This window comes from Sphingomonas faeni, assembly GCF_023195535.1.
GTDB lineage: Bacteria > Pseudomonadota > Alphaproteobacteria > Sphingomonadales > Sphingomonadaceae > Sphingomonas > Sphingomonas faeni_B.
Window position 1 is genome coordinate 334,955 of sequence record NZ_JALPNF010000003.1, and the last position, 25,044, is coordinate 359,998.

Here is a 25,044-nt window from a genome sequence, read left to right on the forward strand (position 1 = left end):
CTCCGCGCCTCCGCGCGCAAAAACTCTTCGCCCGCCCTGATCCAACCGGTGCTCGCGTCAGAGCAAGGGACAATTTTCCAACCGGCAGCGGCAGGGCAAGAAAGGTACAGGCCCGATACCGGAGCCTATTTCAACGGCTTCCCCGAATCCTTCCACCGATCGAGAATCTGCGATTCCGGTGGTAACATATCCGTCACGACCGGCACGGCTGGCTTGGCAGACACCGGCTTAACCTCCGCGAGCACCACCGGCGCGACCGGCACCGGAACGGCGACCGCCGCTGCCCCCGCCGCTGCCCCAGCCGTAGCGATCATCTGCGGTGTCGGCGGCGCGACTGGGGGCAAGGTCATATGCGGCCCCGGCACCGGCTCGCCGCCCGCATAGCGCTGATTGAACGCGGCGGACGTGCCCCAATACCCCTTCCATCGATGGAAGAAATGCGCGCCGACCACGTCGGTCATGACCAGCGCCCGGTTCCACGCCGGCGTCACCGCATAGGTGTGATAATGCGTGGCCAGCCCGACCGGCGCATAGACATAGCCCGCCAGCGCCATCCCCGCCGCGCGCGCCGCGCGCACCCACGCTGCTCGCGCCGGCATATGGGCGAGCGCACCGTCGCAGGCGAAGCTGAACTGGCAGCCTGCATGCTCCGATCCCTGATATACCACGCCGCACACTGTCCCCGGGAACGCCGGGTGGCGCGCGCGATTGAGGATGACCTGCGCCACCGCCTGTTGCCCGGCGTCGGACTCGGACGCGGCCTCATAATAGATCGCGGCGGTAAGGCACTGCAGCGCACGGTCGCGGTCGAGCGCCGACGCGCCTGCCATCGAGAACGGTCGCGCCGGCACGACGCCCGCATCCAGGATCGCACCCGCGGGGATCGGCAGATCGGGCAGGTCGATTGTCCCCGTCACGCCAGCCGCCGGCGCCGCGGTTTCCTGATCGGTGGACGACACGTGGCTCGACACCCCGCGCGCTTCGGCCGCGACCATCGCTTGGTCCCGTGCCGCATTGCGCGCGGAGATGACGCGGAGTGTTGCGTGCGCAGAGATGCCTGCGCCGATCACCAGCACTGTGGCCATCATCGCCAACCAAATGCGGCGCATAAGCCGAACTGTTCGCACCCGAACGCGCACGCTGCTACCTCATATCGTGTGGATGAGCGGAATGCTCATGCGCCAGACAACGCTGATCGATAGCCGATTTCCGCGATCCGATCGCGCCCGGATTTCGATCGTGCCACCACGGGACGATACCGATTGCCGATTGCTCCCGGCCCTCCATCTGCCGCCGTTGGCGAACCTCGCCTTGTCGGGTCACGGATCGGCTTAGCAGCGATGGCTTACCGTAAGGTTGCGGTATCCAGCTTCAATGCGGCCTCGGGGATCAATTCCACGTTCGGATAGGCCTTGCGCAGCGGTTCGATGAACTGCTTGGCGTCGCCGACCACGACGATGCTGGCCGCCTTCGGGTCGAGCAACACGACCGCAGCTGCCTGCACCGACGCGGGATCGACCGCGCCGACCGCGCCGGTGTAGCGCTGCAGTTCACCCAGCGGCACGCCGTTCTGGACATACGCCCCGAGGATCCCGGCAACCCCCGACGTCGTCTCGATTCCGCGCCCGAAATTGCCGACCAGCACCGCCTTGCGCGTATCGAGTTCAGCGGCAGGGACGGGGGCAGACCCCATCCGCGTCATCTCGGCGGCGATCAGCGTCACCACTTCGGCGGCGGTCGGGTTCTTGGTCTGCGTCCGCGCCGCGACCGTGCCCTGCGTCTTGCCCGCATCGAGCCCGCTGCCTGCGCCATAGGCCAGCCCGCGCGTGATCCGGATTTCCTGGTTCAGCCGCGACGAGAAGCCGCCGCCCAGCACCGTGTTGCCGACCGCCAGAGGATAATAGCGCGGATCGTTCCGCGCGATCGCTGGCCGCGCCACCACGACGCCCGCCTGACCCGCTTCGGGCATGTCGACGACGATCACCCGAGGCTTGGGGTAGGTGACCTGGGGCGCCGTGGCCGCCACGACGCTGCCCGACGTCCACCCGCCGAACTGTGCCTCGGCAAGCGTCTTCGCCTGCGCTGCGGTGACGTCGCCGACCATGATCAGCGTCGCCTGACCCGGCTGGAAACTCCGCGCATACGCCGCGGTAATGTCGTTTCGCGTGATCGCCTTGAGCGACAACGGCGTGCCTCCGTTCGGTGCGCCATAAGGCGACGCGCCGAGGACGGCCCGATCCGCAACGAGCCCTGCGACCTGCGCCGGATCCTTCAACGCCAGCGTTACCGCGTCGATCTGTTGTGTCCGCGCACGCTCGATCTCCTCTGACGCAAACGCCGGGTTGATCGCGACATCCGCGAGGATCGCCATCGCTGGTGCGAGCTGGTCCGACTTCACGGTCACGTCGACCGCTGCGCCATCGCTCCCCGCCGAACTGCCAATCGCGCCGCCAAGCCCCTCGATTGCCCGCGCGATCTGCGTTGCCGAGCGCGTCTTCGTGCCCTTGGTGAGCAACTCCGCCGACAGACTGCTGACCCCTGCGCGGTTCGCCGGATCGGTCGCCGCGCCGCCCGCGGTCACCAGATACGCGGTAACGATCGGCAGGTCGTGCCGCTCTACCGTGACCAGCCGCATGCCGTTGGCGAGACGAACCTCGACCGGCTGCGGGATCGTCGGTGATATCGGCGCGCTCGGCGCGGGTGGCTGGACGCGCTGCCCCTCAGGCGCGGGCGTCACGATTGCGATGTTCGCAGGTGCCTTCAGGTCGGCAACCTGCACGGTCGGCGCTACCGCGATCGTATCTGCAACGCCGGCGGCGGGCTTGGCGGCAAGCGGCATGTACCGGATCGTCGCCGACTGGCCCTCGCCTAGATATTTCCGCGCCACGCGCTGGATATCCGCCGCCGTTACCCGTGTAATCGCTGCAAGTTGGTTGTCCGCTGCTTGTGGATCACCGTCGACCAGCACGGCGGCGGCCAGCGTGCTCGCCTTGCCCTCGGCGGTCTCGCGCGACTGGATCGACTGGGTCAGGATCTCGTTCTTGGCCTCGGCCAGTTCGGCGGCGGTCACCGGCGTATCGCGGAACCGGGCGATCTCGCGCTTCAACGCGGTTTCGCCCGCCTCGACCGTCTTGCCGCCGGCGAGGATGGCGTAGACGACCATGTTACCGGTCGCCTGCTTGGTATCGAGGAAGGCCTCGGCCGACTGCGCGAGCTGATCGCGGTACACGACGCTTTCGTACAGTCGCGAACTCTCGCCCGTCGCCAGCACCGCCTTCAGCACCATCAGCGCGGGAATGTCGGCGTCGCGATCCGGCGGCAGGTGATAGCTGACCAGCACCGCGGGCAACGGCGTGTTCGGCTCGTACACCGTCCGCGTGACGGCCTTGGTCCGCGCGGGCTCCGCTACCGTCACGCGCGGGATCGCCGCGGTCGGCTTCTTGATCCCCCCGAAATACTGGTCGACCCAGCCGTTCAGCTGCGCCGGGTCGAAATTGCCTGACACGACGAGGATCGCGTTGTCGGGCCGATAATAGGTCGCATGAAACGCACGGACGTCGTCGATCCCGGCAGCTTCCAGATTCTCCAGGCTGCCGATCCCCGGCCGCGCATAGGGATGAACCTGATAGGCGAGCTCAGGATAATAGATCGAGAACAGCTTGCCGTACGGCTGGGCGAGCGTCCGCTGGCGCAGTTCCTCCTTCACGACGTCGCGCTCGGACCCGAAGCTCTTGGGCTCGACGACGAGGCTCGCCATCCGGTCGGCCTCCGCGAACAGGAGCCGCTGGAGGTGGTTGGCGGGGATCACCTCGTAATAATTGGTGTAGTCGTCGTTGGTCGACGCGTTGTTATACCCGCCGACGTCCTCGGTCAGCCGGTCCATCTGCTCCGACACGAGGTTGCGCGTCGACTTGAACATGAGATGTTCGAACATGTGCGCGAACCCGGACTTGCCCTTGGGGTCGTCCTTCGAGCCGACGTCGTACCAGACCTGCACCGACACGTTCGGCGTGCCGGTATCGCGGATCGCATAGACGCGCAGGCCATTGGGCAGCGTACGCTCGGTATAGGCGATCGGCTTGACCGAAACTTGTGCGGGAGCGGTCTGCGCCACCGCCGCCACGGGAAGACATGCCGCGGTCAGCAGCAGAGCGGAGCGGAGGTGGCGCATGGAGGTCCTTACTTGTTGCGGTTCGCGAACAGCACCGCGCCCGCAATCGCCGCCGAGCCGATGCCGACGCCCAGGCCGATCTTCGCGAGCGGCCAACTCTTGGCTTTCTCGGCGGCGTTGTGCGCGGCGGCTTCGGCCTGCAGCTTGGCCTCCTTCGCGGCGGCGAGGATCTCGTTCGGGGTATCGCTGTCGATCTTGATGGTCACTTGGGCTCTCCTTCACTCTTCCGGGCATACACGCCACGGAAATCATTCGCGAACTGCGTCAGCGTCCCCGCGGCGATCGCCGCCCGCAGGTCCGCCATCAGCGTTTCGTAGAACCAGATGTTATGCTCCGTCATGAGCATTGCGCCAAGCATTTCGCCCGACCGGACGAGGTGATGCAGATACGCCCGGCCCCAGGTCGCGCAGACGGGGCAGGGGCAGGCGGGGTCGAGCGGCCCCATATCCTCGGCGAACTTGGCGTTGCGGATGTTGATCGGCCCGGTCCGCGTGAACGCCTGGCCGGTGCGCCCCGACCTAGTCGGCATCACACAGTCGAACATGTCGATCCCGCGCTCGACCGCGCCGACGATGTCGTCCGGCTTGCCGACCCCCATCAGATAGCGCGGTTTGTCGACCGGCAACTGCCCCGGCGCAAAGTCGAGGCATCCGAACATAGCCTCCTGGCCCTCGCCGACCGCCAGCCCGCCGACAGCATAGCCGTCGAAGCCGATATCGATCAGCGCATCCGCCGACGACTTGCGGAAACCCTCGTTCAGCGCGCCCTGTTGGATCCCGAAGATCGCATTGTTCTCGGCATGCGCTTCGCCCGCATCGAACGCCGTGCGTGATCGCTTGGCCCAGCGCATCGACCGCTCCATCGCCGCCGCCTGCACCTCGCGCGTCGAGGTCGTCGGCACCAGTTCGTCGAACGCCATCACGATGTTCGAGCCGAGCAATCGCTGGATCTCGATCGACCGCTCCGGGCTAAGCAGATGTCGCGTGCCGTCGAGATGCGACTTGAACGACACCCCCTCCTCGGAGCGCTTGGTCAGATCGGCGAGGCTCATAACCTGATAGCCGCCGGAATCGGTCAGGATCGGCTTCGACCAGCCCGAAAACGCATGCAGCCCGCCGAGCCGCGCGACCCGTTCCGCACCCGGCCGCAGCATCAGGTGATAGGTGTTGCCGAGGATGATGTCGGCGCCCGCAGCTACAACGTCGGCGGGCTTCATCCCCTTCACGGTCGCCGCGGTGCCGACTGGCATGAAGGCGGGCGTGCGGATGTCGCCGCGCTGCATCGCGATGACGCCGGTGCGAGCCTTGCCGTCGGTGGCGAATATGGTGAAGTCGAAGCGGGGACGGGTGGTCATATTACTTTTTCTTGCGGATGCCGTAGCGATCGCCGACCGGCGCGCCGCGGATGGTGATGAGTTCGGCGCGGGTCAGCACGCCATCCTTGTCGCGGTCGAACCTTGCGAAGAATTGCGCGAACCGCGCCTGAAGTTCAGCGAGTGTGATCCGATTGTCGCCGTCGCGATCGACCTCGAACGGGCTCGGCAACGCGTTACGGTCGCCGAGCCAAGCCTGCGCCCAATCGGCATAGGCGATGTACCCGATCGATCCCGTCGCCGCGCCCTCGGCGGTGGCATAGCTCCGCGCGACACACGCGGTCAGCTCGGCCTGCGTCACGCGGCCATCGCCATTCGCATCGCAAGCGGCGATGAACATGGCCGCGGGCTCGGCGAAGATCGTTGCAGGCGGCTGTGGCGTCCCCGCGGGCGGCGGGGCAGCGATAATAGCCTGGAGCAAAGCGAAGGCGAGCAGCATGCCGCCAGTCATGGCAGCAGAAGCGAGGCGTCGCCATAGCTGTAGAAGCGATACTTTTCAGCGATCGCATGCGCATACGCCGCCTGCATCCGCTCGCGCCCCATCAGCGCCGACACCAGCATGAACAACGTCGAGCGCGGCAGATGGAAATTGGTCATCAACCCATCGATCCCGCGGAACCGATAGCCCGGCGTGATGAAGATCGCGGTGTCGCTATCGAATGGACGGATCACGTCGTCTTCGCCGGTCGCGCTCTCGATCAACCGTAGCGACGTAGTCCCGACCGCGATCACACGGCCACCCCCAGCGCGCACGGCGTTCAGCCGGTCGGCAGTCGCGGCATCGATCCGACCCCATTCGGCGTGCATCTTGTGCTCGGTCGTGTCGGTCGCCTTCACGGGAAGGAACGTGCCCGCGCCGACATGCAGGGTAAGCGTCGCATGCTCGATACCCGCGGCCTCAAGCGCCGCCATCAGCTTCGGCGTGAAATGCAGCGCCGCCGTCGGAGCCGCCACCGCACCCGGCTCGGACGCGAACATCGTCTGGTAATCGTCCGCATCGCGTTCGTCGGTCGGGCGCTTGCCGGCGATATACGGGGGCAGGGGCATGTGGCCCGCGCGTTCCAGCAACAGCTCGACCGGCTCGTCGCCCGCGAACACCAGCGCGTAACTCCCGTCGTCCTCGCGATCGACCGCCGCCGCGCTGACGCCATTGCCGAACGCGATCACGTCGCCATCGCGTAGCCGCCTTGCGTTGCGGATGAACGCGCGCCAGCGCCGCGGTCCCTCGCGCTTGTGCAGCGTCGCGCCGATCTTCGCATCGCCGCGGCGGCCGTCGAGCTGCGCCGGGATCACGCGCGTATCGTTGAACACGAGCAGATCGCCGCGTCGCAGCAGCGACGGCAGATCCGACACGCCCGCATCCCGGGTCGTGTCACCTTCGAGCACCAACATCCGCGCAGCATCGCGCGGCGCCGCGGGGCGGAGCGCGATGTTGTCGGTCGGCAGGTCGAAGTCGAAAAGGTCGACGTTCAACGCGAGGTCACTTCTTTGCAGGAGCCTTTTTGACCGGCGCCTTGCGGGCCGGCGCGAGCTTGGGCTTGGCCGCGTCCGGACCCGAAGCCGTCCCCGGCAACGTCACCGGTGCACCCAGCGCCGGGGCAGGAGGACCCGCGACATATGCCGGAGGATTGTCCGCGGCGATATACGCATGCAGGATTCGCGACGGGTTCGCGGGCGGCTCTCCGCGGACGATCGCGTCGACATACTGCATTCCGTCGATCACGCGACCGAACACCGTGTATTTCTTGTCGAGGCTGAGGCGCGGCTGGAAGACGATGAAGAACTGGCTGTTCGCGCTGTCCTCTTTCTCCGACCGCGCTGCCGAGACGGCCCCGCGAACATGCGGCAGGTAATTGAACTCGGCCTTCACGTCGGGAAGCGTCGAGCCGCCCGTGCCGTCGCCCTTGGGATCGCCGCCCTGCGCCATGAAGCCGTCGATCACGCGGTGGAACGCTAGGCCGTCATAGAAATGCTGGCGGGTCAGCGTCTTGATCCGCTCGACCATCAGCGGCGCGACGTCGGGCCGCAGCCATATCGTCACGCGGCCGCCGGTCGACAGGTCGAGCAGCAGCAGATTCTGTGTATCCGTTGTCAGGGGCGGGGTCGCGCGAACGGCAGGCGCCGCGACTTCCTTGTTTTGCGCGGCGCCCGCCGGCACCGCGACAAGGCACCCGAGCAACGCGAACATACCGGCGAAAAAGCGCATCAAATTCCCACTCGCAAGAGGCCCGGCGCAACCAGGCTGCCGCCACTTAGAGCAAATCCCCGCTTGCGCCAATCTGAACGTGCGGGTGCGAACGGCGCGTCAGGCCGTCACGATCTCCGGCAGGATCGCGTCGAGCAGCAACGCCCCAGCCTCGGTAACCCGCAGGCGCCCCGGCGTGTGTGCGATCAGTCCGAGCGTCTCGAGTCGCGCCACCGCGGTCAGATCGACCGGCACGATACCCGCGTTCAGCGCCGTGATCCGGTCCAGATCGACCCCTTCCGCGAGCCGCAATCCCATCAGCAAAGCCTCCGTCGCGCGAGTCGATGGCGTCAGCGGGTCCTCGACTTCCATCCCGTGGCCGTTGCGGTCGACCGCGGCCAGCCAGTTCTCCGGCTTCTTGCGTCGCACCGTCGCCAGCCCGCCCCGGCGGCCATGCGCGCCCGGGCCGATCCCGGCATAATCCTGGTACCGCCAGTACGCGAGATTGTGGCGGCTCTCCGACCCCGGCCGCGCGTGGTTCGACGTCTCGTATGCGGGCAAGCCTGCCGCCGCGGTGTCGGCGCGCGTCGCCTCGAACAGGTCCGCCGCCGAATCGCCGTCCGGGATCACGATCCGCCCCGCGAGCGCCTCGGTCGCGAACCGCGTGCCGGCCTCGATCGTCAGCTGATACAGCGAGAGATGTTCCGTCCCCAGGCTGAGCGCACGCGCGAGTTCTGCGCGCCAGTCGTCGAGCCGCTGGCCGGGGAGCGCATAGATCAGGTCGAAACTGACGCGGGGAAAGACGCTCTGCGCGGTCGCGAGCGCCGCCTGTCCCTCGTTTACGTCATGCGCGCGGCCGAGGAACTTCAGCGCCTCGTCATCGAGCGACTGCAGCCCGAGCGACACGCGGTTCACGCCTGCGCTGGCCAGATCGGCGAACCGTGCCGCCTCGACCGAGGACGGATTCGCCTCCAGCGTGATCTCGATCCCCTCGGCGAACCCCCACGCCTTCTCCGCCGCATTCAGCACGGCCGCGACGGTTTCGGGCGGCATCAGCGACGGCGTGCCACCCCCGAAGAAGATCGACTGCAACTTCCGCCCCGGCAGCACGCGCGCTTCACAGTCGAGATCGGTCAGCAGCGCGGCGCGCCAGGCTGCCTGGTCCACCTCGTCGCGGACATGGCTGTTGAAGTCGCAATACGGGCATTTCGACACGCAGAACGGCCAATGGACGTAGAGCGCGAGATCGCCCGCTTGATGGGGGATGGGGCTTGGTGTTTCGGTGGCGAGCATTATCTCGCGCATATGGTCGCACGGGGCGGCCGAAGGAAGCGCAATGACGGCACGGATGGGTTTGGCGATCGCCGGGGCGCTGATGCTGGCAGGCTGCGCGCAGGGGCCCGAGCGAGTCGTCGAGCCGCGCGAATCGATGGCGCCGGCCCCGCGTGGTGCGAGCCTGCTCAAGGCAGCGATGATGGACGGCCACAACGCTGCGCGCGCTGCCGTCGGCGTCGCGCCGCTGACCTGGAGCGACACGCTGGCGACCACCGCGCGCGCCTATGCCGAGGAGATGGCGCGCACGCGGAAATTCGCGCACGCCCCGCAACCGCAGGGCATGAGCCGCGAAGGCGAGAATTTGTGGACCGGCACGCGCTATGCCTATGCCTATCGCGAGATGATCGGCCACTGGGTCGCCGAGAAGCGCGATTTTACCAACCAGCCGACTCCTGGGTTCAGCCGCACCGGCAAATTCGAGGACGTCGCGCATTACACGCAGATCGTCTGGCGCGGTTCGACGCAGGTCGGCTGCGCGATGGCGAGCAACAAGACCGACGATTATCTGGTGTGCCGCTATTCGCCGCCCGGCAACGTCTTCGGCGAACGCGCGTATTGATCTGGAGCAAGCCGGTAGTTCTGGAGCGGTGGTATTTTCTTAAGTGGTTGCCGGCTAACCTACTTTAATGAGACCACTACCTTCACCCGATGTCCCCCGTATCGGTTGCGTCGGATGCCGTGATGGCGTCGGCCTGTCGTTCGCCTTTTCGATGGCGTTCCAGCCGATCGTCGATGTCGAGACGGAGACGGTCTTCGCGTACGAAGCGCTGGTGCGCGGTCCCGAGGGGCAGTCGGCTGCAAGCGTCCTGGGCCAGGTCGACGGGGAGAACCTGTACGCGTTCGACCAGCAATGCCGGGTGCGCGCGATCGAGGCGTCGGTGAAGGCTGGGCTGCTCGATACGCCCGCGCGGCTGTCGATCAATTTCCTGCCGAACGCGGTGTATTCGCCGGCGGCCTGTATCCAGCTCACGCTGAAGACTGCGGGCGCGGTCGGGATGCCGACCGATCGGCTGATCTTCGAGTTCACCGAGAACGAGGAGATGCTCGATCCGGCGCATGTCGCGAACATCATCGCGACGTATCAGAAGATGGGCTTCGGCACCGCGCTCGACGATTTCGGGGCGGGACATGCGGGGTTGAACCTGCTCGCGCGGTTCCAGCCGGACATCATCAAGCTCGACATGGAGCTGATCCGCGACATCGACACGAGTCTGCCGCGGCGGATGATCGTCGAGGGGATGCTGCGGATGTGCGCCGGATTGGGGATCTCGGTGATCGCCGAGGGGGTCGAGACCGAAGGCGAGTTCAACGCCCTGCGCAATCTCGGGGTGCGGTACATCCAGGGGTATCTGCTGGCGAAACCGGCGTTCGAGGCCTTGCCGGTGGTGAATTGGCCGAGGAAGCAGCTGATCGCCGTTTGAAGCGGTGCGAAATTTGTAATCCTCCCCCGCTAGGGGGAGGTGGCTGGCGCTAGCCAGACGGAGGGGGAGGAAAGGGTAACGTCGGCTCCGTGTCCTCCCCCTCCGTCACCTGCGGTGCCACCTCCCCCTGGTGGGGGAGGATCGATACGCCGCCCTCACGGCAAATCAGAACACCGCGGCTTCGAGCAGCTTGAACGCCTCGTTGCGGTGGCTGATCGCGTTCTTCGTTTCGTGCGGGAGTTCGGCGTAGGTCTGGTCGTAGCCGAGCGGCACGAAGACGGGATCGTAGCCGAACCCGACATTCCCGCGCGGCGGCCAGGTCAGCGTACCCTCGGCGCGACCTTCGAACCATTCGACATGACCGTCGGGCCATGCGAGCGCGAGCACGCTGACGAAATGCGCGCCGCGGGTGACGTCCGGGCCCTTCGCGACGACCGCGTCCTCGACCTTTTGCATCGCCATCATCCAGTCGCGACCGTTCGGCGTCTCCGCCCAATCCGCCGTGTAGACGCCCGGGTCACCACCCAGCGCATCGACGCACAGCCCGCTATCGTCCGCGAGCGCGGGGTAGCCCGACAGGTCGGCGGCCGACCGCGCCTTCAGTTCGGCGTTCGCGAAGAAGGTGGTGCCCGTCTCGATCGGCTCGGGCAGGTCGAGTTCGGCGGCGGAGACGACTTCGAGCCCGCGGCCTTCGAGCAACGCCGCGATCTCGCGGACCTTGCCCTTGTTGTGGCTGGCGATGACCAGCTTGCCGGGGGCGAGCTTGCGGATCGCCTGCGGTTCCTTGCCCTCCTCAAAGGGGCCCTCGCCGCTCACTTGGCGACTGCCTTGGCCTGGGCCGCGAAGATGTCCGTGCAGCCGATCCGCGCGAGCCGCAGCAGGCGGAGCAGCGCCTCCTCGTCATAGGTCGCGCCCTCGGCGGTCGCCTGCGCCTCGGCGATGTTGCCGTTTTCCAGCAGCACGAAGTTCGCATCTGCATCCGCGCCCGAATCCTCGATATAGTCGAGGTCGAGCACCGGATTGCCCTGATAGATGCCGCAGCTGATCGCCGCGACCTTCTGCGTCAGCGGGTCGGCGGTCAGCTTGCCGCTTGCGAGCAAGCCGTCGATCGCGAGCCGTAGCGCGACCCAGCCGCCCGAGATCGACGCGGTGCGCGTGCCGCCGTCGGCCTGGATCACGTCGCAATCGATCACGATCTGGCGCTCGCCGAGCAGCTTCAGGTCGACGACCGCGCGCAGGCTGCGCCCGATCAGCCGCTGGATTTCCTGCGTGCGCCCCGACTGCTTGCCCTTGGCGGCCTCGCGGTTGTTGCGCGTGTTGGTGGCGCGCGGGAGCATGCCGTATTCGGCGGTCACCCAGCCTTCGCCCTTGCCGCGCATGAACGGCGGCACCTTCTCCTCGACGCTGGCGGTGACGAGCACTTTCGTGTCGCCGAAGCCGATCAGGACGGAGCCCTCGGCATGCTTGGTGAAGCGCGGCTCAATCGTGATCGCACGCATCTGGTCTGGGGCGCGGCCGGATGGGCGCATAATCGGTGTCCTAACGGAAGTGAGTGGTTGCCCGCTGCCTAGCCTTTCGTTTCCGTGCTCGCCAGCCCAACCACCGCCGTCATCCTGACGAAAGTCAGGACCCAGGGTAACCGAACGGCGTCCTGTGTGGCTCTGGGTCCTGACTTTCGTCAGGATGACGGGTGGGGGTGAGGCTGGGCGGGCTGCATTCCCTCTTTTGGCAAAGGTCGATCCGCCCTAGATCAAAGCGATGGCCACGCCCCCAGTCACCGAACTGACCGATCGCGCGCGCGACATTTTTCGTGCGGTGGTCGACAGCTATCTCGCTAGCGGCACGCCGGTCGGGTCGAAGACGATCGCGCAGCTGACCGGCCTCAGCCTCTCGCCCGCCTCGATTCGCGGTGTGATGGGCGAACTCGAAGGTCTCGGCCTGCTCGCCAGCCCGCATACCAGCGCCGGCCGGATGCCGACCGACCGGGGGCTTCGACTGTTTGTCGACGGTATGATGCAGGCGATGGAGCCGTCGATCGAGGAACGCCAGACGATCGAGGCGCGCGCCGGCGTCGGTGGCCCGGTCGAGGAGGCGCTGGCCGCGACCACGCTCGCGCTGTCGGGACTCTCAGCCTGTGCGGGACTGGTGATGGTGCCCAAGCGCGAGCTGAAACTCCGCCAGATCGCGTTCGTTGCGCTGTCGCCGGAGCAGGCGCTGGCGGTGCTGGTCAGCGAGGACGGCTCGGTCGAGAACCGCGTGATCGCGCTGCCCAAGGGCATGTCGGCGTCCGCGCTGATCGAGGCGGGTAATTATATGTCGACGACGCTCGGCGGGCTGACGCTGGCTGAAGCGCGCGGCCGGATCGAGCGTGAGCTGGCGGACGGGCAGGCGGCGCTTGACGGCGCGGCGCGGACGCTGGTCGAGCGCGGGATTGCGGTGTGGAGCGAGGATGCGGATCGCCGCCCGGTGTTGATCGTGCGCGGGCAGGGGCGGTTGATCGATGCCGCCGCCGCCGCCGATCTCGACCGGGTGCGCGACCTGCTCGACGATCTCGAGGGAAAGCAGGAAGTCGCATCGCTTTTGGACAGCGCGCGGGCGGGCGATTCGACCCGGATTTTCATCGGCGCGGAGACCAAATTGTTCGCGTTGTCAGGGTCTTCGGTCATCGCGCGACCGTTTCGCGGGTTGGACGGTCGGGTGGTCGGCGTGGTCGGCGTCATCGGCCCGACGCGGTTGAACTATGCGCGCGTCGTGCCCATGGTGGATTTCACGGCTGCAACGCTCGCCCGGTTGATGGGTTGAGCCGGCCAATTTTATAGGGAAAGCAATGTCCGACATCGACCAGAACATGCCTGCAGACCTGCGCGAAGAAACCGCTGAAGACGCGCCTGAGGTGGCTTCGAACGACCGCGTCGCCGAGCTTGAGAACCAGCTCGCTGAGGCCAAGCAAAACGTTCTCTACGCACAGGCCGAGATCCAGAACGTCCGCCGCCGCGCCGAGAAGGAAGCACAGGACGCGCGTGCTTATGCTGCCACGGCGTTCGCGCGCGATGTGCTGTCGGTTGCCGACAACCTCTCGCGCGGGCTTTCGGCGATTCCGGCGGACCTGCGCTCGGACGAGAAGATGAAGGGGCTCGTTACTGGTCTCGAAGCGACCGGGCGCGAGCTGGAGAGCGTGTTCCAGCGCCACGGCATCACCAAGATCGCCGCGGAGGGCCAGATGCTCGACCCGAACAAGCATCAGGCGATGATGGAAATCCCGAGCGACCAGCCTGCGGGGACGATCGTCCAGGAGATGCAGGCCGGGTACATGATCAAGGACCGCCTGCTGCGTCCGGCTATGGTGGGCGTCGCCAAGGCGGGGTAATCCTCCCCGGAACGGGGAGGGGGACCGCCACGCGCTTGCGTGGCGGTGGAGGGGGCTCTCCTCCCGCGTACCATCTGCGGCCGGGCGCGTTTACGTCGAGCGGTACGCCCGTGGCACGCCCCCTCCACCAGCTGCGCTGGTCCCCCTCCCCTTGCAGGGGAGGATTTGAAAGTCAGTCCATGAACCAGAACCTCACCACCGATCGCCAGACTTTCGTCACGCATCTCGAATGCTCGATCACCGGCGAGCGGTATGAGGCGGACCAGCTTCATGGGCTGTCGCGTGCCGGGCGGCCGTTGCTGGTGCGCTACGATCTCGACGCTGTGCGATCCGCGATCTCGCGCGACACGATCGAAGCGCGGCCGACGGACCTTTGGCGGTGGCGCGAACTGCTTCCGGTCCGTCACACGGACAACATCGTCAGCCTCGGCGAGATCGAGACACCACTCGTGCCGCTGACCAAGTCCGGCGGCCCCAACGTGCTCGTGAAGGACGAAGGCCGCCTCCCGACCGGCTCGTTCAAGGCGCGCGGGCTCGTCATGGCCGTCGCGATGGCCAAGGAACTCGGCGTCACGAAAATCGCGATGCCGACCAACGGCAATGCGGGCGCGGCGCTGGCAGCGTATGCGACGCGCTGCGGGATCGAAACGATCGTGTTCTGCCCGGACGACACCCCCGAGATCAACGTCCGCGAGATCGCTATGCAGGGCGCGCGCGTCTGGCGCGTCAACGGCTTGATCGACGATTGCGGCGCGATCGTCGGCAAGGGCGCCGCTGAAGGCCGCTGGTTCGATTTCTCGACGTTGAAGGAGCCCTATCGGATCGAGGGCAAGAAGACGATGGGGCTCGAACTCGCCGCGCAGTTCGGCTGGAAACTGCCGGATGCGATCTTCTATCCGACCGGCGGCGGCACCGGCCTGATCGGGATGTGGAAGGCGTTCGACGAACTCGAAAAGCTCGGCTGGATCGGCTCGGAGCGGCCCAAGATGTTCGCGGTGCAGGCAAGCGGCTGCGCGCCAATCGTGCGCGCGTTCGAGGCCGGCGAGGAGCATGCCGAGCGTTGGGAAGACGCGAGCACCGTCGCAGCCGGCATTCGTGTGCCGAAGGCGGTCGGCGACTTTCTGATCCTGCGGGCGGTGCGCGAAAGCGGTGGGCAGGCGCTCGCGGTCGGCGATCCAGCGATTCTGAAGGCGGTCGACGCGGCGGCGAAGCAGGACGGGCTGCTGCTATGCCCGGAGGGCGGTGCGACATTGGCGGCGTATCATCAGGCGCTGAACACCGGGTTGGTCGACGAGGACGACAAGATCGTACTTTTCAACTGCGCGACCGGTTTGAAATATCCAATGCCTGAGGCGCCGCAAGCGCTTGATCGGACACGACCTATCGATTTCGACTCGCTGTAATCAACCGATTTCCGCCGATCTGGATGATCGCGATCTACCAGATCGTTGGTTGAAATTGATCCAGGTTGTCTGCAACGGGGCGCCCTTCGTTACAAAAGGGGTCTTCAATGCAGAAAATCGTTCAGGTCGTTTGCGTCGTGCTCATCGCGGCGGCGGTGATGTTCGGCGGGCGTTGGTACATGTACGTCGCACGCGGCTCGAGCCCGTATGACGAGGTCGGCATCGCGCTGAACGGCTATGCGCCGGGGCCGATGCGAGCCTGGGGTTGCCACAAGATGCAGGCGCGCTTCCCGGGGCAGTTGCCGCCTTACGGGTGTGGCGGAGCGGATGGCCGTAGCTGGCTTTGAGGCCACTGCCGTCAGTGGGTGACATCCGTCATTCAATGACATTCGTCATCCAATAACACCCGTCATCCCAGCGAAAGCTGGGTTCTCCCCGTGATAGCGCGCACCCTTGCCGCTTGGGATCCCAGCTTTCGCTGGGATGACGGTGGGGAGCGGACGGGGATGGGGTGGTGGACGTCAGGCCGACGCTAACGGCGTGAACGGCAGCACTGTCTCGTATTGCTCGAGCGGCGGTGCGCCTGCCACCTTCGCCCCGGCACGCAGCAGGAAGGCGTGCCGCACGATCTCGCCCTGTTGTTCGATCCCGTAGCGGTGCAGCGCGAGCCCCGGCCGGAACGCATAATCGTACCGGCACCAGGGATGTCGCGCCAACGGCAGGAACACGCCGCGCTGGTGCTGCCAGATATGCGTCATCTCGTGGATGAACAGCCCCTGCAGCGTCAGGTGCGCATGCGCGAAATCGTCGCACCACAGATCGCCCTTGGGGTGGAAGTGGATGCAGCCGCGCGGCGCCATCACCGTGTCGCGCGGCTGGAAGAACGCCCATTTGCGCCGCGACAGGCTGACCTGGGCATAGTCGATCGCACCCCCGAACACCGATGCGGCCAGCGCCGTCTCCCCCTCGGTCAGTCCGCGCCTTAAATCTTCCCGGGTCACTTCCCCGCCGGAGTCCCCGCCGCGACCACGTTCGCATTTCCCAAGAGGCGCGTTCCGTCCGCAAATGCAAAGGTCAGCATCGCCTGAGCGCCCGGCTTGATCCCCGGATTCATGTTGAACAGCATTACGTGGCGCCCACCGGGCGCGAACGCCACGTCGGTGTTCGCCGGAATCTCGACGCGCGCCAGCGGCACCATCGAGGTCACGCCGCTCTTCGCCATCGTCTCGTGCATCTCGGCCTTGATCGCGACGTCGGTGGTGACCGAGATCAGCGTCGCCGGGGTCGGCCCGCCGTGCACCGTGAAATACGCCGCAGCCGGGCGTCCGGTCACCGCGCCCAGCCGGATATAGGCGCCGTCGACCGACAACTCCTTCGGCGGCGAGCACGATGCCAGTGCCATCGCGGCAACACCCAGTCCGAAAACGATACGCATAGGTTACTTTTCTCCGGGCCCGACCACTTGCGCATCCTATGACCGGTACAATCTTGCGGCAAGCGCGAGGCCACCTATATCGCGCCCATCATCAGAAAGGTTCCACTGCCGTAACGGGGCGGAACCGGTTTCGTATGTTCGTTTCAAGTGAGGGGCTAATCAGAACTCATGGCTAAAGTAATCGGTATCGATCTCGGCACGACCAACAGCTGCGTATCCGTCATGGAAGGCGGCAAGCCCAAGGTCATCGAGAATTCCGAGGGCGCGCGCACCACGCCGTCGATCGTCGCGTTTGCCAAGGACGGCGAGCGACTGGTCGGCCAGCCGGCCAAGCGCCAGGCAGTGACGAACGGCGACAATACCATCTTCGCGGTGAAGCGCCTGATCGGCCGTCGTTTCGACGATCCGATCACCAAGAAGGACACCGAGCTGGTCCCGTACAAGATCTCGCGCGGGCCGAACGGCGACGCATGGGTCTCGGCGGGCGGCAAGGATTACTCGCCGTCGCAGATCTCGGCGTTCACGCTGCAGAAGATGAAGGAAACCGCCGAATCGTATCTCGGCGAGACGGTCACGCAGGCGGTCATCACCGTGCCGGCCTACTTCAACGACGCGCAGCGCCAGGCGACCAAGGACGCCGGCCAGATCGCCGGTCTCGAAGTGTTGCGCATCATCAACGAGCCGACCGCCGCGGCGCTGGCCTACGGCCTCGACAAGCAGGACGGCAAGACGATCGCGGTCTACGATCTCGGCGGCGGCACGTTCGACATCTCGGTGCTGGAAATCGGCGACGGTGTGTTCGAGGTGAAGGCCACCAACGGTGACACGTTCCTCGGTGGTGAGGATTTCGACAACAAGATCGTCCAGTATCTCGCCGACGAGTTCAAGAAGGCCGAGGGCATCGACCTCGCCAAGGACAAGCTCGCGCTGCAGCGTCTGAAGGAAGCGGCCGAGAAGGCGAAGATCGAGCTCAGCTCGGCACAGTCGACCGAGGTCAACCTGCCCTTCATCACCGCCGACCAGAATGGCCCGAAGCATCTGGTGAAGTCGATCACCCGCGCCGATCTTGAGCGGATGGTCGAGGATCTGGTCAAGCGTACGCTCGAGCCTTGCCGCAAGGCGCTCGCAGACGGAGGCCTGAAGCCCGAGGACATCTCGGAAGTCGTGCTGGTCGGCGGCATGACGCGCATGCCGCGCGTGCGTGAAGTCGTGAAGCAATTCTTCGGCAAGGAGCCGCACACCGGCGTCAACCCGGACGAGGTCGTCGCTATGGGCGCCGCGATCCAGGCGGGCGTGCTGCAGGGCGACGTCAAGGACGTGCTGCTGCTCGACGTGACGCCGCTGTCGCTCGGCATCGAGACGCTGGGTGGCGTGTTCACCCGGATGATCGATCGCAACACGACGATCCCGACCAAGAAGTCGCAGACCTACTCGACCGCCGACGACAACCAGGGCGCAGTGACGATCCGCGTGTTCCAGGGCGAGCGCGAGATGGCGGCCGACAACAAGATGCTCGGCAATTTCGACCTCGTCGGCATCCCGCCCGCACCGCGCGGCGTGCCGCAGATCGAGGTCACGTTCGACATCGATGCGAACGGCCTCGTCAGCGTCTCGGCCAAGGACAAGGGCACCGGCAAGGAGCAGCAGATCCGCATCCAGGCGTCGGGTGGTCTTTCGGACAACGACATCGACCAGATGGTCCGCGACGCCGAGACCTTCGCCGAGGAGGACAAGAAGCGTCGTGCCGGCGCCGAGGCGAAGAACAACGCCGAGTCGCTCATCCACACTACCGAGCGTCAGCTTGCCGACAATGGCGACAAGGTCGACGAGTCGCTGAAGACCGAGATCCAGGCCGCGATCGACGCGACCAAGGCTGCGGTCGAGAGCGGCGATGCGGACGCGATGACCGAGAAGAGCACCGCGCTCGCCCAGGTCGCGATGAAGCTCGGCCAGGCGATCTACGAGAAGCAGGCCCAGGCGGACGCTTCGCCGTCGGCCGACGGTGACGCGGCGAAGAAGGACGACGACGTCGTCGACGCCGAGTTCTCGGAAGTCGACGACAACCCGAAGGCGTAAACCATGACCGCCCTCCGTCACCCCAGCGAAAGCTGGGGTCTCCTTCCGCAGGGGTTCGCTCCCGTGGAACGAGATGCCAGCTTTCGCTGGCATGACGGGCGGGGCCGGAGGGGCGAAGTATGAGTACCCAGACAGATTATTACGAACTGCTCGAATGCGAGCGGACCGCGGATGCGGGGACGATCAAGTCGTCCTACCGCAAGCTCGCGATGAAGTATCACCCGGACAAGAATGCCGGCTGCAAGGATTCCGAGGCGCAGTTCAAGGCGGTCAGCGAGGCGTACGAATGCCTCAAGGACCCGCAGAAGCGCGCGGCCTATGACCGCTTCGGCCACGCCGCGTTCCAGAACGGCGGCGGCGGCCATAGCGGCGGGGCGCAGGACTTTGGCGGCTTCAGCGATATCTTCGAAAGCGTCTTCGGCGAATTCATGGGCGGCGCACAGCGCGGCGGTGGCCGGTCTGCGGCGCGACGTGGCGCGGACCTGCGCTACGACATGGAAGTTAGTTTGGAGGAAGCGTTCCACGGCAAGACGACCGAGATCACGGTCGACGTCTCCGCGATGTGCGACACGTGCGACGGTTCGGGCGCCAAGGCCGGTACGCGCGCGAAAACCTGCCAGCATTGCGGCGGTCACGGCAAAGTTCGTGCGCAACAGGGCTTCTTCGTGGTCGAACGCGCGTGCCCGGTCTGCAACGGCGCCGGCGAAGTCATCGCCGACCCATGCCCCGATTGTCGCGGCGAAGGCCGTGTCGACAAGACCAAGACGCTGTCGATCAACGTCCCCCCCGGCGTCGACGAGGGCACTCGGATCCGCATGTCGGGTGAGGGCGAGGCGGGCGCCCGCGGTGCGCCGGCCGGCGATCTCTACATCTTCCTGCACGTGACCAAGCACAATCTGTTCGAGCGCGAAGGCACGACGCTGTTCGCGCGCGCGCCGATCAGCTTCACGGTCGCGTCGCTCGGCGGATCTCTCTCGATCCCCGGCCTCGACGGCCGCACGCACGAGGTGAAGATTCCCGCCGGCATCCAGTCGGGCAAGCAGCTCCGCCAGCGCGGCGCCGGCATGCCCGTGTTGCAGGGCCGCGGCTTCGGCGACCTCGTCGTCCAGATCGACGTCGAGACGCCCACGCGCCTCAGCAACCGCCAGAAGGAACTGCTCGAGATGTTCCGCGAGACGGAGACGGGCGACGAATGCCCGGCGAGCCAGGGCTTCTTCGCCAAGCTCAAGGGCGTGTTCGCGGGGGAATAAGCCAGGTAAGATACCGAACGGGAGGGGTGCGCGATGTTGGCATGTTGTTTCACGATGATCGCCTGTTGGCTGGTCATCGTCGCCGCCCCCGAAACTGCGATCGGCAAGGCCATGCGGCGCATGGTGATCGATCGCCCGGCGGCTCGCCTGGCGCGTTTCTCCCGCGGTGACGCCGCCGTGATGTTTCTTCTGATGATGGCGGCCGCGATGGTCACTCTCGTCGGTGAGGGCGACGGCATCCGGTTGCTCACGCTGGCCGCACCCGACGTCGCGATCTGGATCACCACCTTTGAAGTATCGGCGTATCTCGACATCGTCATGGCGCTGGCCGCTACGATCTCCAGCCTTCGTGTTCGTGGAGTGTTGGCGCGGTATCTGGGAGCCTTCGGTCGACGCCCGGCGGGAAAAGCTCACAACCGCGCTATCCGTTCGCGGAAAGCGCGGCCGGCCGCTGCTGATAACGACGATGACAGACGCCAGTTCGAGATTGCGGCCTGAGATCGCGGCCTGATCTGGGGCGGGGCGAGTTCGAGCTTGCCTGCTCCGCGGCTTCCGCCAGAATAGTACCGAACATCGAGGAATGACATGCGCGGACAGGTTTTAGGCGTCGATCCCCGCACCGGCGAAGGGATCGTCGCGGGGCAGGACGGACAACGCTATCGGTTTGCGCCGGAGGATTGGGCGCATCGCGGCGAACCGGCTATCGGCATCGAGGTGGATTTCGAAGCCGCCAACGATCGTGCGCTGAGCGTATTCCCGATGCCGACCGCGCCGGGCCCGCGCCGTGCGGTGCCGCCTGCTCCCGTCGCCGCGCCAACCAATGACCGCAACAAATACGTCGCCGCGGTTATGGCGTTCGTGATCGGGACGCTAGGCATCCACCGCTTCTATCTCGGGCGGACGGGCTCGGGGATCGTCATGCTGGTGCTGAGCATCACCGTGGTGGGACTGGTCATCAGCGCACCCTGGGCGTTGATCGACATGATCCGCTATCTGATGATGTCGGACGAGGAATTTGCGGCACGCTATCCGCGGACGCGGTAATCGTGGTCGATCTGATGAATTGAACGTCGTCTGATCCTCCCCCGCCACGGGAGGTCGCCGGCTCTTGCCGGACGGAGGGGGAGGTAAGCGACAACCCCCGCTCCGTGTCCTCCCCTTCCGTCACCTTCGGCGACACCTCCCCCTTGCGGGGGAGGATCGATAGGTCAGTCGCGATCGCGTTCCAGCTTCGTGACCTTGCCGTTGTGCGGATCGACGTGGAATTCGTACATCGCCGTACGCCGCGCGGTCTCGCCTTCCCAATGGCCGTCGTCGGCTTCCATCTTGGTGACCCTGTAGCCGCGCTGGGCGAGCATCGTCGTCACCCGTGCGTTGCTGATCCAGCCTCGGCCCGGTTCGTCGGCAAAGGCGGGTGCGTTCGCCATCGCGGTCATAGCGAAGGTGGCGGCGATCAGGATGGGTTTCGACGTGATAAATCTCCTTGTTGCGCGTCTTGAACGCGGGAGATCGATCAATCACTTGCGCGGCCAGAAGCAGGCTGCGCGAAATCTCGGGCCCTAGCCGCGCCCCCTCGGAAGGGGGCGGGCGGGCCGATGGATCAGAAGGCGGTGACGACCACCCCGACCACCAGCGCTTGAGCCGCGATCGCCAGCATGGTGCTGGTCACGGTTTCGAACATGCGCATGGGTAGGTCTCCGATGCCGGAAGAATATCCGGCAAGGGCGATATGGCTATAGTTGCGCGTTGTCGCAATTTTGTAACATACAATCGCAATTGCGTTGCGTGCAACTTGAAGTGATCTGAAGGACGGCGTGCCCAACAAATCCACGCGTCATTCCGACGAAAGTCAGGACCCAGAGTAACGCAACGTTGCCCTGCTTGGCCCTGGGTCCTGACTTACGTCAGGATGACGGTCCGGGCGGGAGGCGTGCTGAGCAGCCGCCCCTCAAGCCGCGCCGAATACCCGGGCGAAGATCGTGTCGACGTGCTTCAGATGATATCCAAGGTCGAACTTGTCCTCGAGCTCGGCATCGCTCAGCGTCACTTCGGGATCCGCCTTCAGCAGTTCGAGCAGCGACAGGGCACCATCCGAATCCCACACCTTCATCGCGTTGCGCTGGACGAGGCGATACGCGTCCTCGCGGCTCACGCCGGCCTGCGTCAGCGCGAGCAGGACGCGCTGCGAATGGACGAGACCACCCATCTTGTTGAGATTCTTCAACATCCGCTCGGGATAGACGACCAGTTTGTCCATCACCCCGGTCAGCCGTGCGAGCGCGAAGTCGAGCGTGATCGTCGCATCCGGCCCGATGTACCGCTCGACCGACGAGTGCGAGATGTCGCGCTCGTGCCACAGCGCGACGTTCTCCATCGCGGGCGTGACGTAGCCGCGGACCATCCGCGCGAGCCCGGTCAGGTTCTCGGTCAGCACCGGGTTGCGCTTGTGCGGCATTGCCGACGAGCCCTTTTGGCCGGGCGAGAAGAACTCCTCCGCCTCAAGCACTTCGGTGCGCTGCAAATGGCGCACTTCGGTCGCGAGCCGCTCGATCGAGCTGGCGATCACGCCCAGCGTCGCGAAAAACATCGCATGGCGATCGCGCGGGATGACCTGGGTCGAGACGGGCTCGACCGACAGGCCGAGCTTGCCCGCGACATACTCTTCGACGAACGGATCGATGTTGGCGAACGTGCCGACCGCGCCCGAGATCGCGCAGGTTGCGACGTCCTCGCGCGCCGCCACCAGCCGCGCGCGGTTGCGCGCGAATTCGGCATGCGCCTGGGCGAGCTTCAGCCCGAACGTGACCGGCTCGGCGTGGATGCCGTGGCTGCGGCCGATCGTCGGCGTCATCTTGTGTTCGCGCGCGCGGCGTTCGAGCACCACCAGCAGCGCGTCGAGATCGGCGATCAGGATGTCGCTGGCCTTGGCCAGCTGTACCGCGAGGCACGTGTCGAGCACGTCCGACGAGGTCATGCCCTGGTGCATGAAGCGCGCTTCGGGGCCGACATGCTCGGCGACGTTGGTCAGGAAGGCGATGACGTCGTGCTTGGTCTCGCGCTCGATCTCGTCGATCCGGTCGACCTCGAACGCGCCCTTTTCCCAGATCGCGGCGGCCGCTTCCTTGGGGACTACGCCCAGTTCGGCGAGTGCGTCGGTGGCGTGCGCCTCGATCTCGAACCAGATCTTGAAGCGCGCTTCGGGCGTCCAGATCGCGACCATGTCGGGGCGGGAATAGCGGGGGACCATGGGTTTCCTCGGGGCTGGTGAATGGCACGGTTCGTCGCGTGCTCCCCTCGGGAGACGCCTGCGGAGCGCCTAGCAGGCCATCGACGGGGGTACAAACGGCAATGCGTTCGGCCTATATCCGCCTTCGACGGTCGGTGTGTCGCAGTATCCGCCCAGTATCCCCGGGGCTGCTGCGGTGATCGTCCAGTAACGATTTCGATTAGCCGATGGAGAATGGCAATGCTCAAATATGCTCTGCTCGCAGGCGCGATGACGATTGCTGCGCCGGCGCTCGCGCAATCCACCATGACATCGCCGCAGACTGCGCCGGCGGCGACGACGGGTGCGGCCGATCCTTCGATGTCGCCCGCCCAGACTGCGCCCACCCAGGCTGGGCCAAGCCAGCCGGCACAGACCGCACAGGCGATGCAACCCGCAAGCAGCGATCAGGTCGCGCAGGTCATCGACACCGAATTCCCGACCTACGACAAGAACGGCGACGGCAAGCTCAGCGCGGCCGAGTTCGGGGATTGGATGGTCGCGCTGAAGACCAAGACCGATCCGGCGACCAAGCCCGGCGCGCCCGAGACGAAGAAGTGGGTCGCCGCCGCGTTCGCGCAGGCCGATACCGACAAGAGCAAGTCGCTGTCCAAGCCGGAGCTGACCAGCTTTCTGTCGCAGGGCTGATCTTCCACGCTTCACGCAAATGCATGGCCGTCGGGTTCGCCCGGCGGCCTTTCGCGTCCTTGGCTTCGATCAATCCGGTTTGCATGATCGACGGGACACGCACGTGGCGACGGTCAGTCGGCCTTCCGCGCGGCCTGTTCCTTGTCGGCAAGCGTCTTGGACAAGATCTGGCCTTGCGCTTCGACGGCGGCCTCCAGGAGCCGGTCGGATGTCTCGACGGCGGCATCGGGTGTCAGCGATACCGCAATGCCGTCCGGCCCATCGACCAGAACCTGACCATGCTCGGCGGTTACGGTCGAGGCTTGGTCGTGTAGCTTATTGTCCACATGCAATTCCTTCGACCGGACAACGAAGGCGCGGGGCAAACGTCGCGTGCTTCCACGGAACTATTGGGTTGCCTCAGATCAACCCCTGCGCGCGCAGGCTGACATGGCCGCCGGTGCCCATCACGATATGGTCGTGCACGGTGATGCCCAGCCGCTTGCCGGCCTCGGCGATGGTGCGCGTGATCTCGATGTCGGCGCGGCTGGGGGAGGGGTCGCCGCTCGGGTGGTTGTGGACGAGGATGATCGACGCCGAGCCGAGGTCGATCGCGCGGCGGATGACTTCGCGGACATACACCGCGGCCTGGTCGATCGAGCCCTTGCTCATCACCTCGTCGCGGATCAGCATGTTCCTGGTGTTGAGATGCAGCACGCGGAACCGCTCGATCGCGTGGTGTGCCATGTCCGCGCGGAGATAGTCGAGCAGCGCCTGCCAGTTGGCGAGCACCGGGCGATCGCTGACGTGCGACTGGAGCAGGCGGATCGCGGCGGCATGCGCGATCTTGATCGCCGCGGTCGAGATCTGGCCCATGCCCTTCACCCGACCGAGCGCCTCGGCATCCGCGGTGAGGACGCCGCCGATCCCACCGAACTCGCGCATCAGGGCCTTGGCGAGCGCCTTCGTGTCGCCGCGGGGAATCGCGATCGCGAGGAGATATTCGATGAGTTCGTGGTCGAGCAGCGCGTCGCTGCCGCCTTCGAACAAGCGTTTGCGGAGGCGCCCTCTATGGCCTTTAAGGTTGTCGATTGCGTCATCTGCATCGGCCATCACGCGACGCTAGCACGAATATCC

General features: G+C 66.0%; 28 protein-coding genes. 11 read left to right on the forward strand and 17 right to left on the reverse strand.

Features of this window, described 5'->3' with window-relative positions:
* Window positions 1–125: 125 nt before the first annotated feature.
* The 8 genes from SPHN_RS08780 to hemW all read right to left on the reverse strand — a co-directional run bounded on the left by SPHN_RS08780 (window position 126) and on the right by hemW (window position 9,021).
* Window positions 126–1,109: a cell wall hydrolase gene (locus SPHN_RS08780; protein ID WP_248522751.1), complete on the reverse strand. Its 984-nt coding sequence runs from the start codon at window positions 1,107–1,109 to the stop codon at window positions 126–128.
* A 236-nt stretch (window positions 1,110–1,345) separates the two neighbouring features.
* Entirely contained in the window at window positions 1,346–4,171 is a 2,826-nt protein-coding gene (locus SPHN_RS08785) for a M16 family metallopeptidase (RefSeq protein WP_248522752.1), read from the reverse strand.
* Between the two features lie 8 nt (window positions 4,172–4,179).
* A complete protein-coding gene (locus tag SPHN_RS08790; protein ID WP_197978314.1) occupies window positions 4,180–4,377 on the reverse strand; it encodes a hypothetical protein in 198 nt (65 codons plus the stop codon).
* A complete protein-coding gene (gene tgt / locus SPHN_RS08795; protein WP_248522753.1) occupies window positions 4,374–5,525 on the reverse strand; it encodes a tRNA guanosine(34) transglycosylase Tgt in 1,152 nt (383 codons plus the stop codon). The genes SPHN_RS08790 and tgt overlap by 4 nt, the downstream gene beginning before the upstream one ends.
* A gap of 1 nt (window position 5,526) precedes the next feature.
* A complete protein-coding gene (locus SPHN_RS08800) occupies window positions 5,527–5,982 on the reverse strand; it encodes an EF-hand domain-containing protein (RefSeq protein WP_248522754.1) in 456 nt (151 codons plus the stop codon).
* A gap of 8 nt (window positions 5,983–5,990) precedes the next feature.
* Window positions 5,991–7,016 (reverse strand): tRNA preQ1(34) S-adenosylmethionine ribosyltransferase-isomerase QueA, encoded by a 1,026-nt coding sequence (gene queA / locus SPHN_RS08805; RefSeq protein WP_248522755.1) that lies wholly within the window; start codon window positions 7,014–7,016, stop codon window positions 5,991–5,993.
* A gap of 7 nt (window positions 7,017–7,023) precedes the next feature.
* On the reverse strand, window positions 7,024–7,749 hold the full coding sequence (locus tag SPHN_RS08810; protein WP_248522756.1) for a peptidylprolyl isomerase: 726 nt from the start codon (window positions 7,747–7,749) through the stop codon (window positions 7,024–7,026).
* 99 nt (window positions 7,750–7,848) lie between these two features.
* Window positions 7,849–9,021 (reverse strand): radical SAM family heme chaperone HemW, encoded by a 1,173-nt coding sequence (gene hemW, locus SPHN_RS08815; protein ID WP_248522980.1) that lies wholly within the window; start codon window positions 9,019–9,021, stop codon window positions 7,849–7,851.
* A 43-nt stretch (window positions 9,022–9,064) separates the two neighbouring features.
* Here hemW and SPHN_RS08820 point away from each other — a divergent pair, with 43 nt between their 5' ends.
* Complete coding sequence (locus SPHN_RS08820) at window positions 9,065–9,622, forward strand: CAP domain-containing protein (RefSeq protein WP_248522757.1); 558 nt, start codon at window positions 9,065–9,067, stop codon at window positions 9,620–9,622.
* Window positions 9,623–9,773: 151 nt separating this feature from the next.
* Window positions 9,774–10,484 carry an EAL domain-containing protein gene (locus SPHN_RS08825; protein ID WP_248522981.1) on the forward strand — a complete coding sequence of 237 codons (711 nt, stop codon included), beginning with the start codon at window positions 9,774–9,776 and terminating at the stop codon, window positions 10,482–10,484.
* 165 nt (window positions 10,485–10,649) lie between these two features.
* On the opposite strand, the gene rdgB is transcribed toward SPHN_RS08825, so the two are convergent.
* On the reverse strand, window positions 10,650–11,300 hold the full coding sequence (gene rdgB, locus SPHN_RS08830; RefSeq protein WP_248522758.1) for an RdgB/HAM1 family non-canonical purine NTP pyrophosphatase: 651 nt from the start codon (window positions 11,298–11,300) through the stop codon (window positions 10,650–10,652).
* On the reverse strand, window positions 11,297–12,013 hold the full coding sequence (gene rph, locus SPHN_RS08835) for a ribonuclease PH (protein WP_056055360.1): 717 nt from the start codon (window positions 12,011–12,013) through the stop codon (window positions 11,297–11,299). Before rph ends, rdgB begins: the two co-directional genes overlap by 4 nt.
* A gap of 229 nt (window positions 12,014–12,242) precedes the next feature.
* Here rph and hrcA point away from each other — a divergent pair, with 229 nt between their 5' ends.
* The 4 genes from hrcA to SPHN_RS08855 all read left to right on the forward strand — a co-directional run bounded on the left by hrcA (window position 12,243) and on the right by SPHN_RS08855 (window position 15,601).
* The gene (gene hrcA, locus SPHN_RS08840; protein WP_248522759.1) at window positions 12,243–13,286 is read left to right on the forward strand and encodes a heat-inducible transcriptional repressor HrcA; all 1,044 of its coding nucleotides are present in this window, start codon (window positions 12,243–12,245) and stop codon (window positions 13,284–13,286) included.
* A 25-nt stretch (window positions 13,287–13,311) separates the two neighbouring features.
* The gene (gene grpE / locus SPHN_RS08845) at window positions 13,312–13,851 is read left to right on the forward strand and encodes a nucleotide exchange factor GrpE (protein WP_248522760.1); all 540 of its coding nucleotides are present in this window, start codon (window positions 13,312–13,314) and stop codon (window positions 13,849–13,851) included.
* A gap of 179 nt (window positions 13,852–14,030) precedes the next feature.
* Complete coding sequence (locus SPHN_RS08850; RefSeq protein ID WP_248522762.1) at window positions 14,031–15,254, forward strand: threonine synthase; 1,224 nt, start codon at window positions 14,031–14,033, stop codon at window positions 15,252–15,254.
* Between the two features lie 107 nt (window positions 15,255–15,361).
* On the forward strand, window positions 15,362–15,601 hold the full coding sequence (locus SPHN_RS08855) for a hypothetical protein (RefSeq protein ID WP_187505063.1): 240 nt from the start codon (window positions 15,362–15,364) through the stop codon (window positions 15,599–15,601).
* A 174-nt stretch (window positions 15,602–15,775) separates the two neighbouring features.
* Here the strand turns inward: SPHN_RS08855 and SPHN_RS08860 are convergent, their stop codons facing one another.
* Together SPHN_RS08860 and SPHN_RS08865 are read right to left on the reverse strand one after the other, a co-directional pair.
* Window positions 15,776–16,255 carry a vgr related protein gene (locus tag SPHN_RS08860; protein ID WP_248522763.1) on the reverse strand — a complete coding sequence of 160 codons (480 nt, stop codon included), beginning with the start codon at window positions 16,253–16,255 and terminating at the stop codon, window positions 15,776–15,778.
* A complete protein-coding gene (locus tag SPHN_RS08865) occupies window positions 16,252–16,689 on the reverse strand; it encodes a copper chaperone PCu(A)C (RefSeq protein ID WP_248522764.1) in 438 nt (145 codons plus the stop codon). The genes SPHN_RS08860 and SPHN_RS08865 overlap by 4 nt, the downstream gene beginning before the upstream one ends.
* Before the next feature lie 168 nt (window positions 16,690–16,857).
* On the opposite strand from SPHN_RS08865, the gene dnaK reads away from it, so the two are divergent.
* The 4 genes from dnaK (at window position 16,858) to SPHN_RS08885 (ending at window position 21,059) form a co-directional block, all read left to right on the forward strand.
* Window positions 16,858–18,765 (forward strand): molecular chaperone DnaK, encoded by a 1,908-nt coding sequence (gene dnaK / locus SPHN_RS08870; protein WP_248522765.1) that lies wholly within the window; start codon window positions 16,858–16,860, stop codon window positions 18,763–18,765.
* Between the two features lie 119 nt (window positions 18,766–18,884).
* Window positions 18,885–20,015: a molecular chaperone DnaJ gene (dnaJ, locus tag SPHN_RS08875; RefSeq protein WP_248522767.1), complete on the forward strand. Its 1,131-nt coding sequence runs from the start codon at window positions 18,885–18,887 to the stop codon at window positions 20,013–20,015.
* Window positions 20,016–20,048: 33 nt separating this feature from the next.
* Entirely contained in the window at window positions 20,049–20,513 is a 465-nt protein-coding gene (locus tag SPHN_RS08880) for a hypothetical protein (protein WP_248522769.1), read from the forward strand.
* An 87-nt stretch (window positions 20,514–20,600) separates the two neighbouring features.
* Window positions 20,601–21,059 (forward strand): TM2 domain-containing protein, encoded by a 459-nt coding sequence (locus SPHN_RS08885; RefSeq protein ID WP_248522770.1) that lies wholly within the window; start codon window positions 20,601–20,603, stop codon window positions 21,057–21,059.
* Between the two features lie 164 nt (window positions 21,060–21,223).
* Here the strand turns inward: SPHN_RS08885 and SPHN_RS08890 are convergent, their stop codons facing one another.
* The 3 genes from SPHN_RS08890 to purB all read right to left on the reverse strand — a co-directional run bounded on the left by SPHN_RS08890 (window position 21,224) and on the right by purB (window position 23,262).
* Window positions 21,224–21,532: a PepSY domain-containing protein gene (locus tag SPHN_RS08890; protein WP_282580501.1), complete on the reverse strand. Its 309-nt coding sequence runs from the start codon at window positions 21,530–21,532 to the stop codon at window positions 21,224–21,226.
* Window positions 21,533–21,615: 83 nt separating this feature from the next.
* Window positions 21,616–21,846, reverse strand: a complete 231-nt coding sequence (locus SPHN_RS08895; protein ID WP_248522772.1) for a hypothetical protein — start codon at window positions 21,844–21,846, stop codon at window positions 21,616–21,618.
* A gap of 117 nt (window positions 21,847–21,963) precedes the next feature.
* Window positions 21,964–23,262 (reverse strand): adenylosuccinate lyase, encoded by a 1,299-nt coding sequence (gene purB, locus SPHN_RS08900; RefSeq protein WP_107954426.1) that lies wholly within the window; start codon window positions 23,260–23,262, stop codon window positions 21,964–21,966.
* Window positions 23,263–23,481: 219 nt separating this feature from the next.
* Here purB and SPHN_RS08905 point away from each other — a divergent pair, with 219 nt between their 5' ends.
* Window positions 23,482–23,928 (forward strand): EF-hand domain-containing protein, encoded by a 447-nt coding sequence (locus SPHN_RS08905; protein ID WP_248522774.1) that lies wholly within the window; start codon window positions 23,482–23,484, stop codon window positions 23,926–23,928.
* A gap of 113 nt (window positions 23,929–24,041) precedes the next feature.
* On the opposite strand, the gene SPHN_RS08910 is transcribed toward SPHN_RS08905, so the two are convergent.
* On the reverse strand, window positions 24,042–24,254 hold the full coding sequence (locus SPHN_RS08910; protein WP_248522776.1) for a hypothetical protein: 213 nt from the start codon (window positions 24,252–24,254) through the stop codon (window positions 24,042–24,044).
* 73 nt (window positions 24,255–24,327) lie between these two features.
* Window positions 24,328–25,020 (reverse strand): RadC family protein, encoded by a 693-nt coding sequence (gene radC / locus SPHN_RS08915; protein ID WP_248522778.1) that lies wholly within the window; start codon window positions 25,018–25,020, stop codon window positions 24,328–24,330.
* Window positions 25,021–25,044 lie beyond the last annotated feature (24 nt).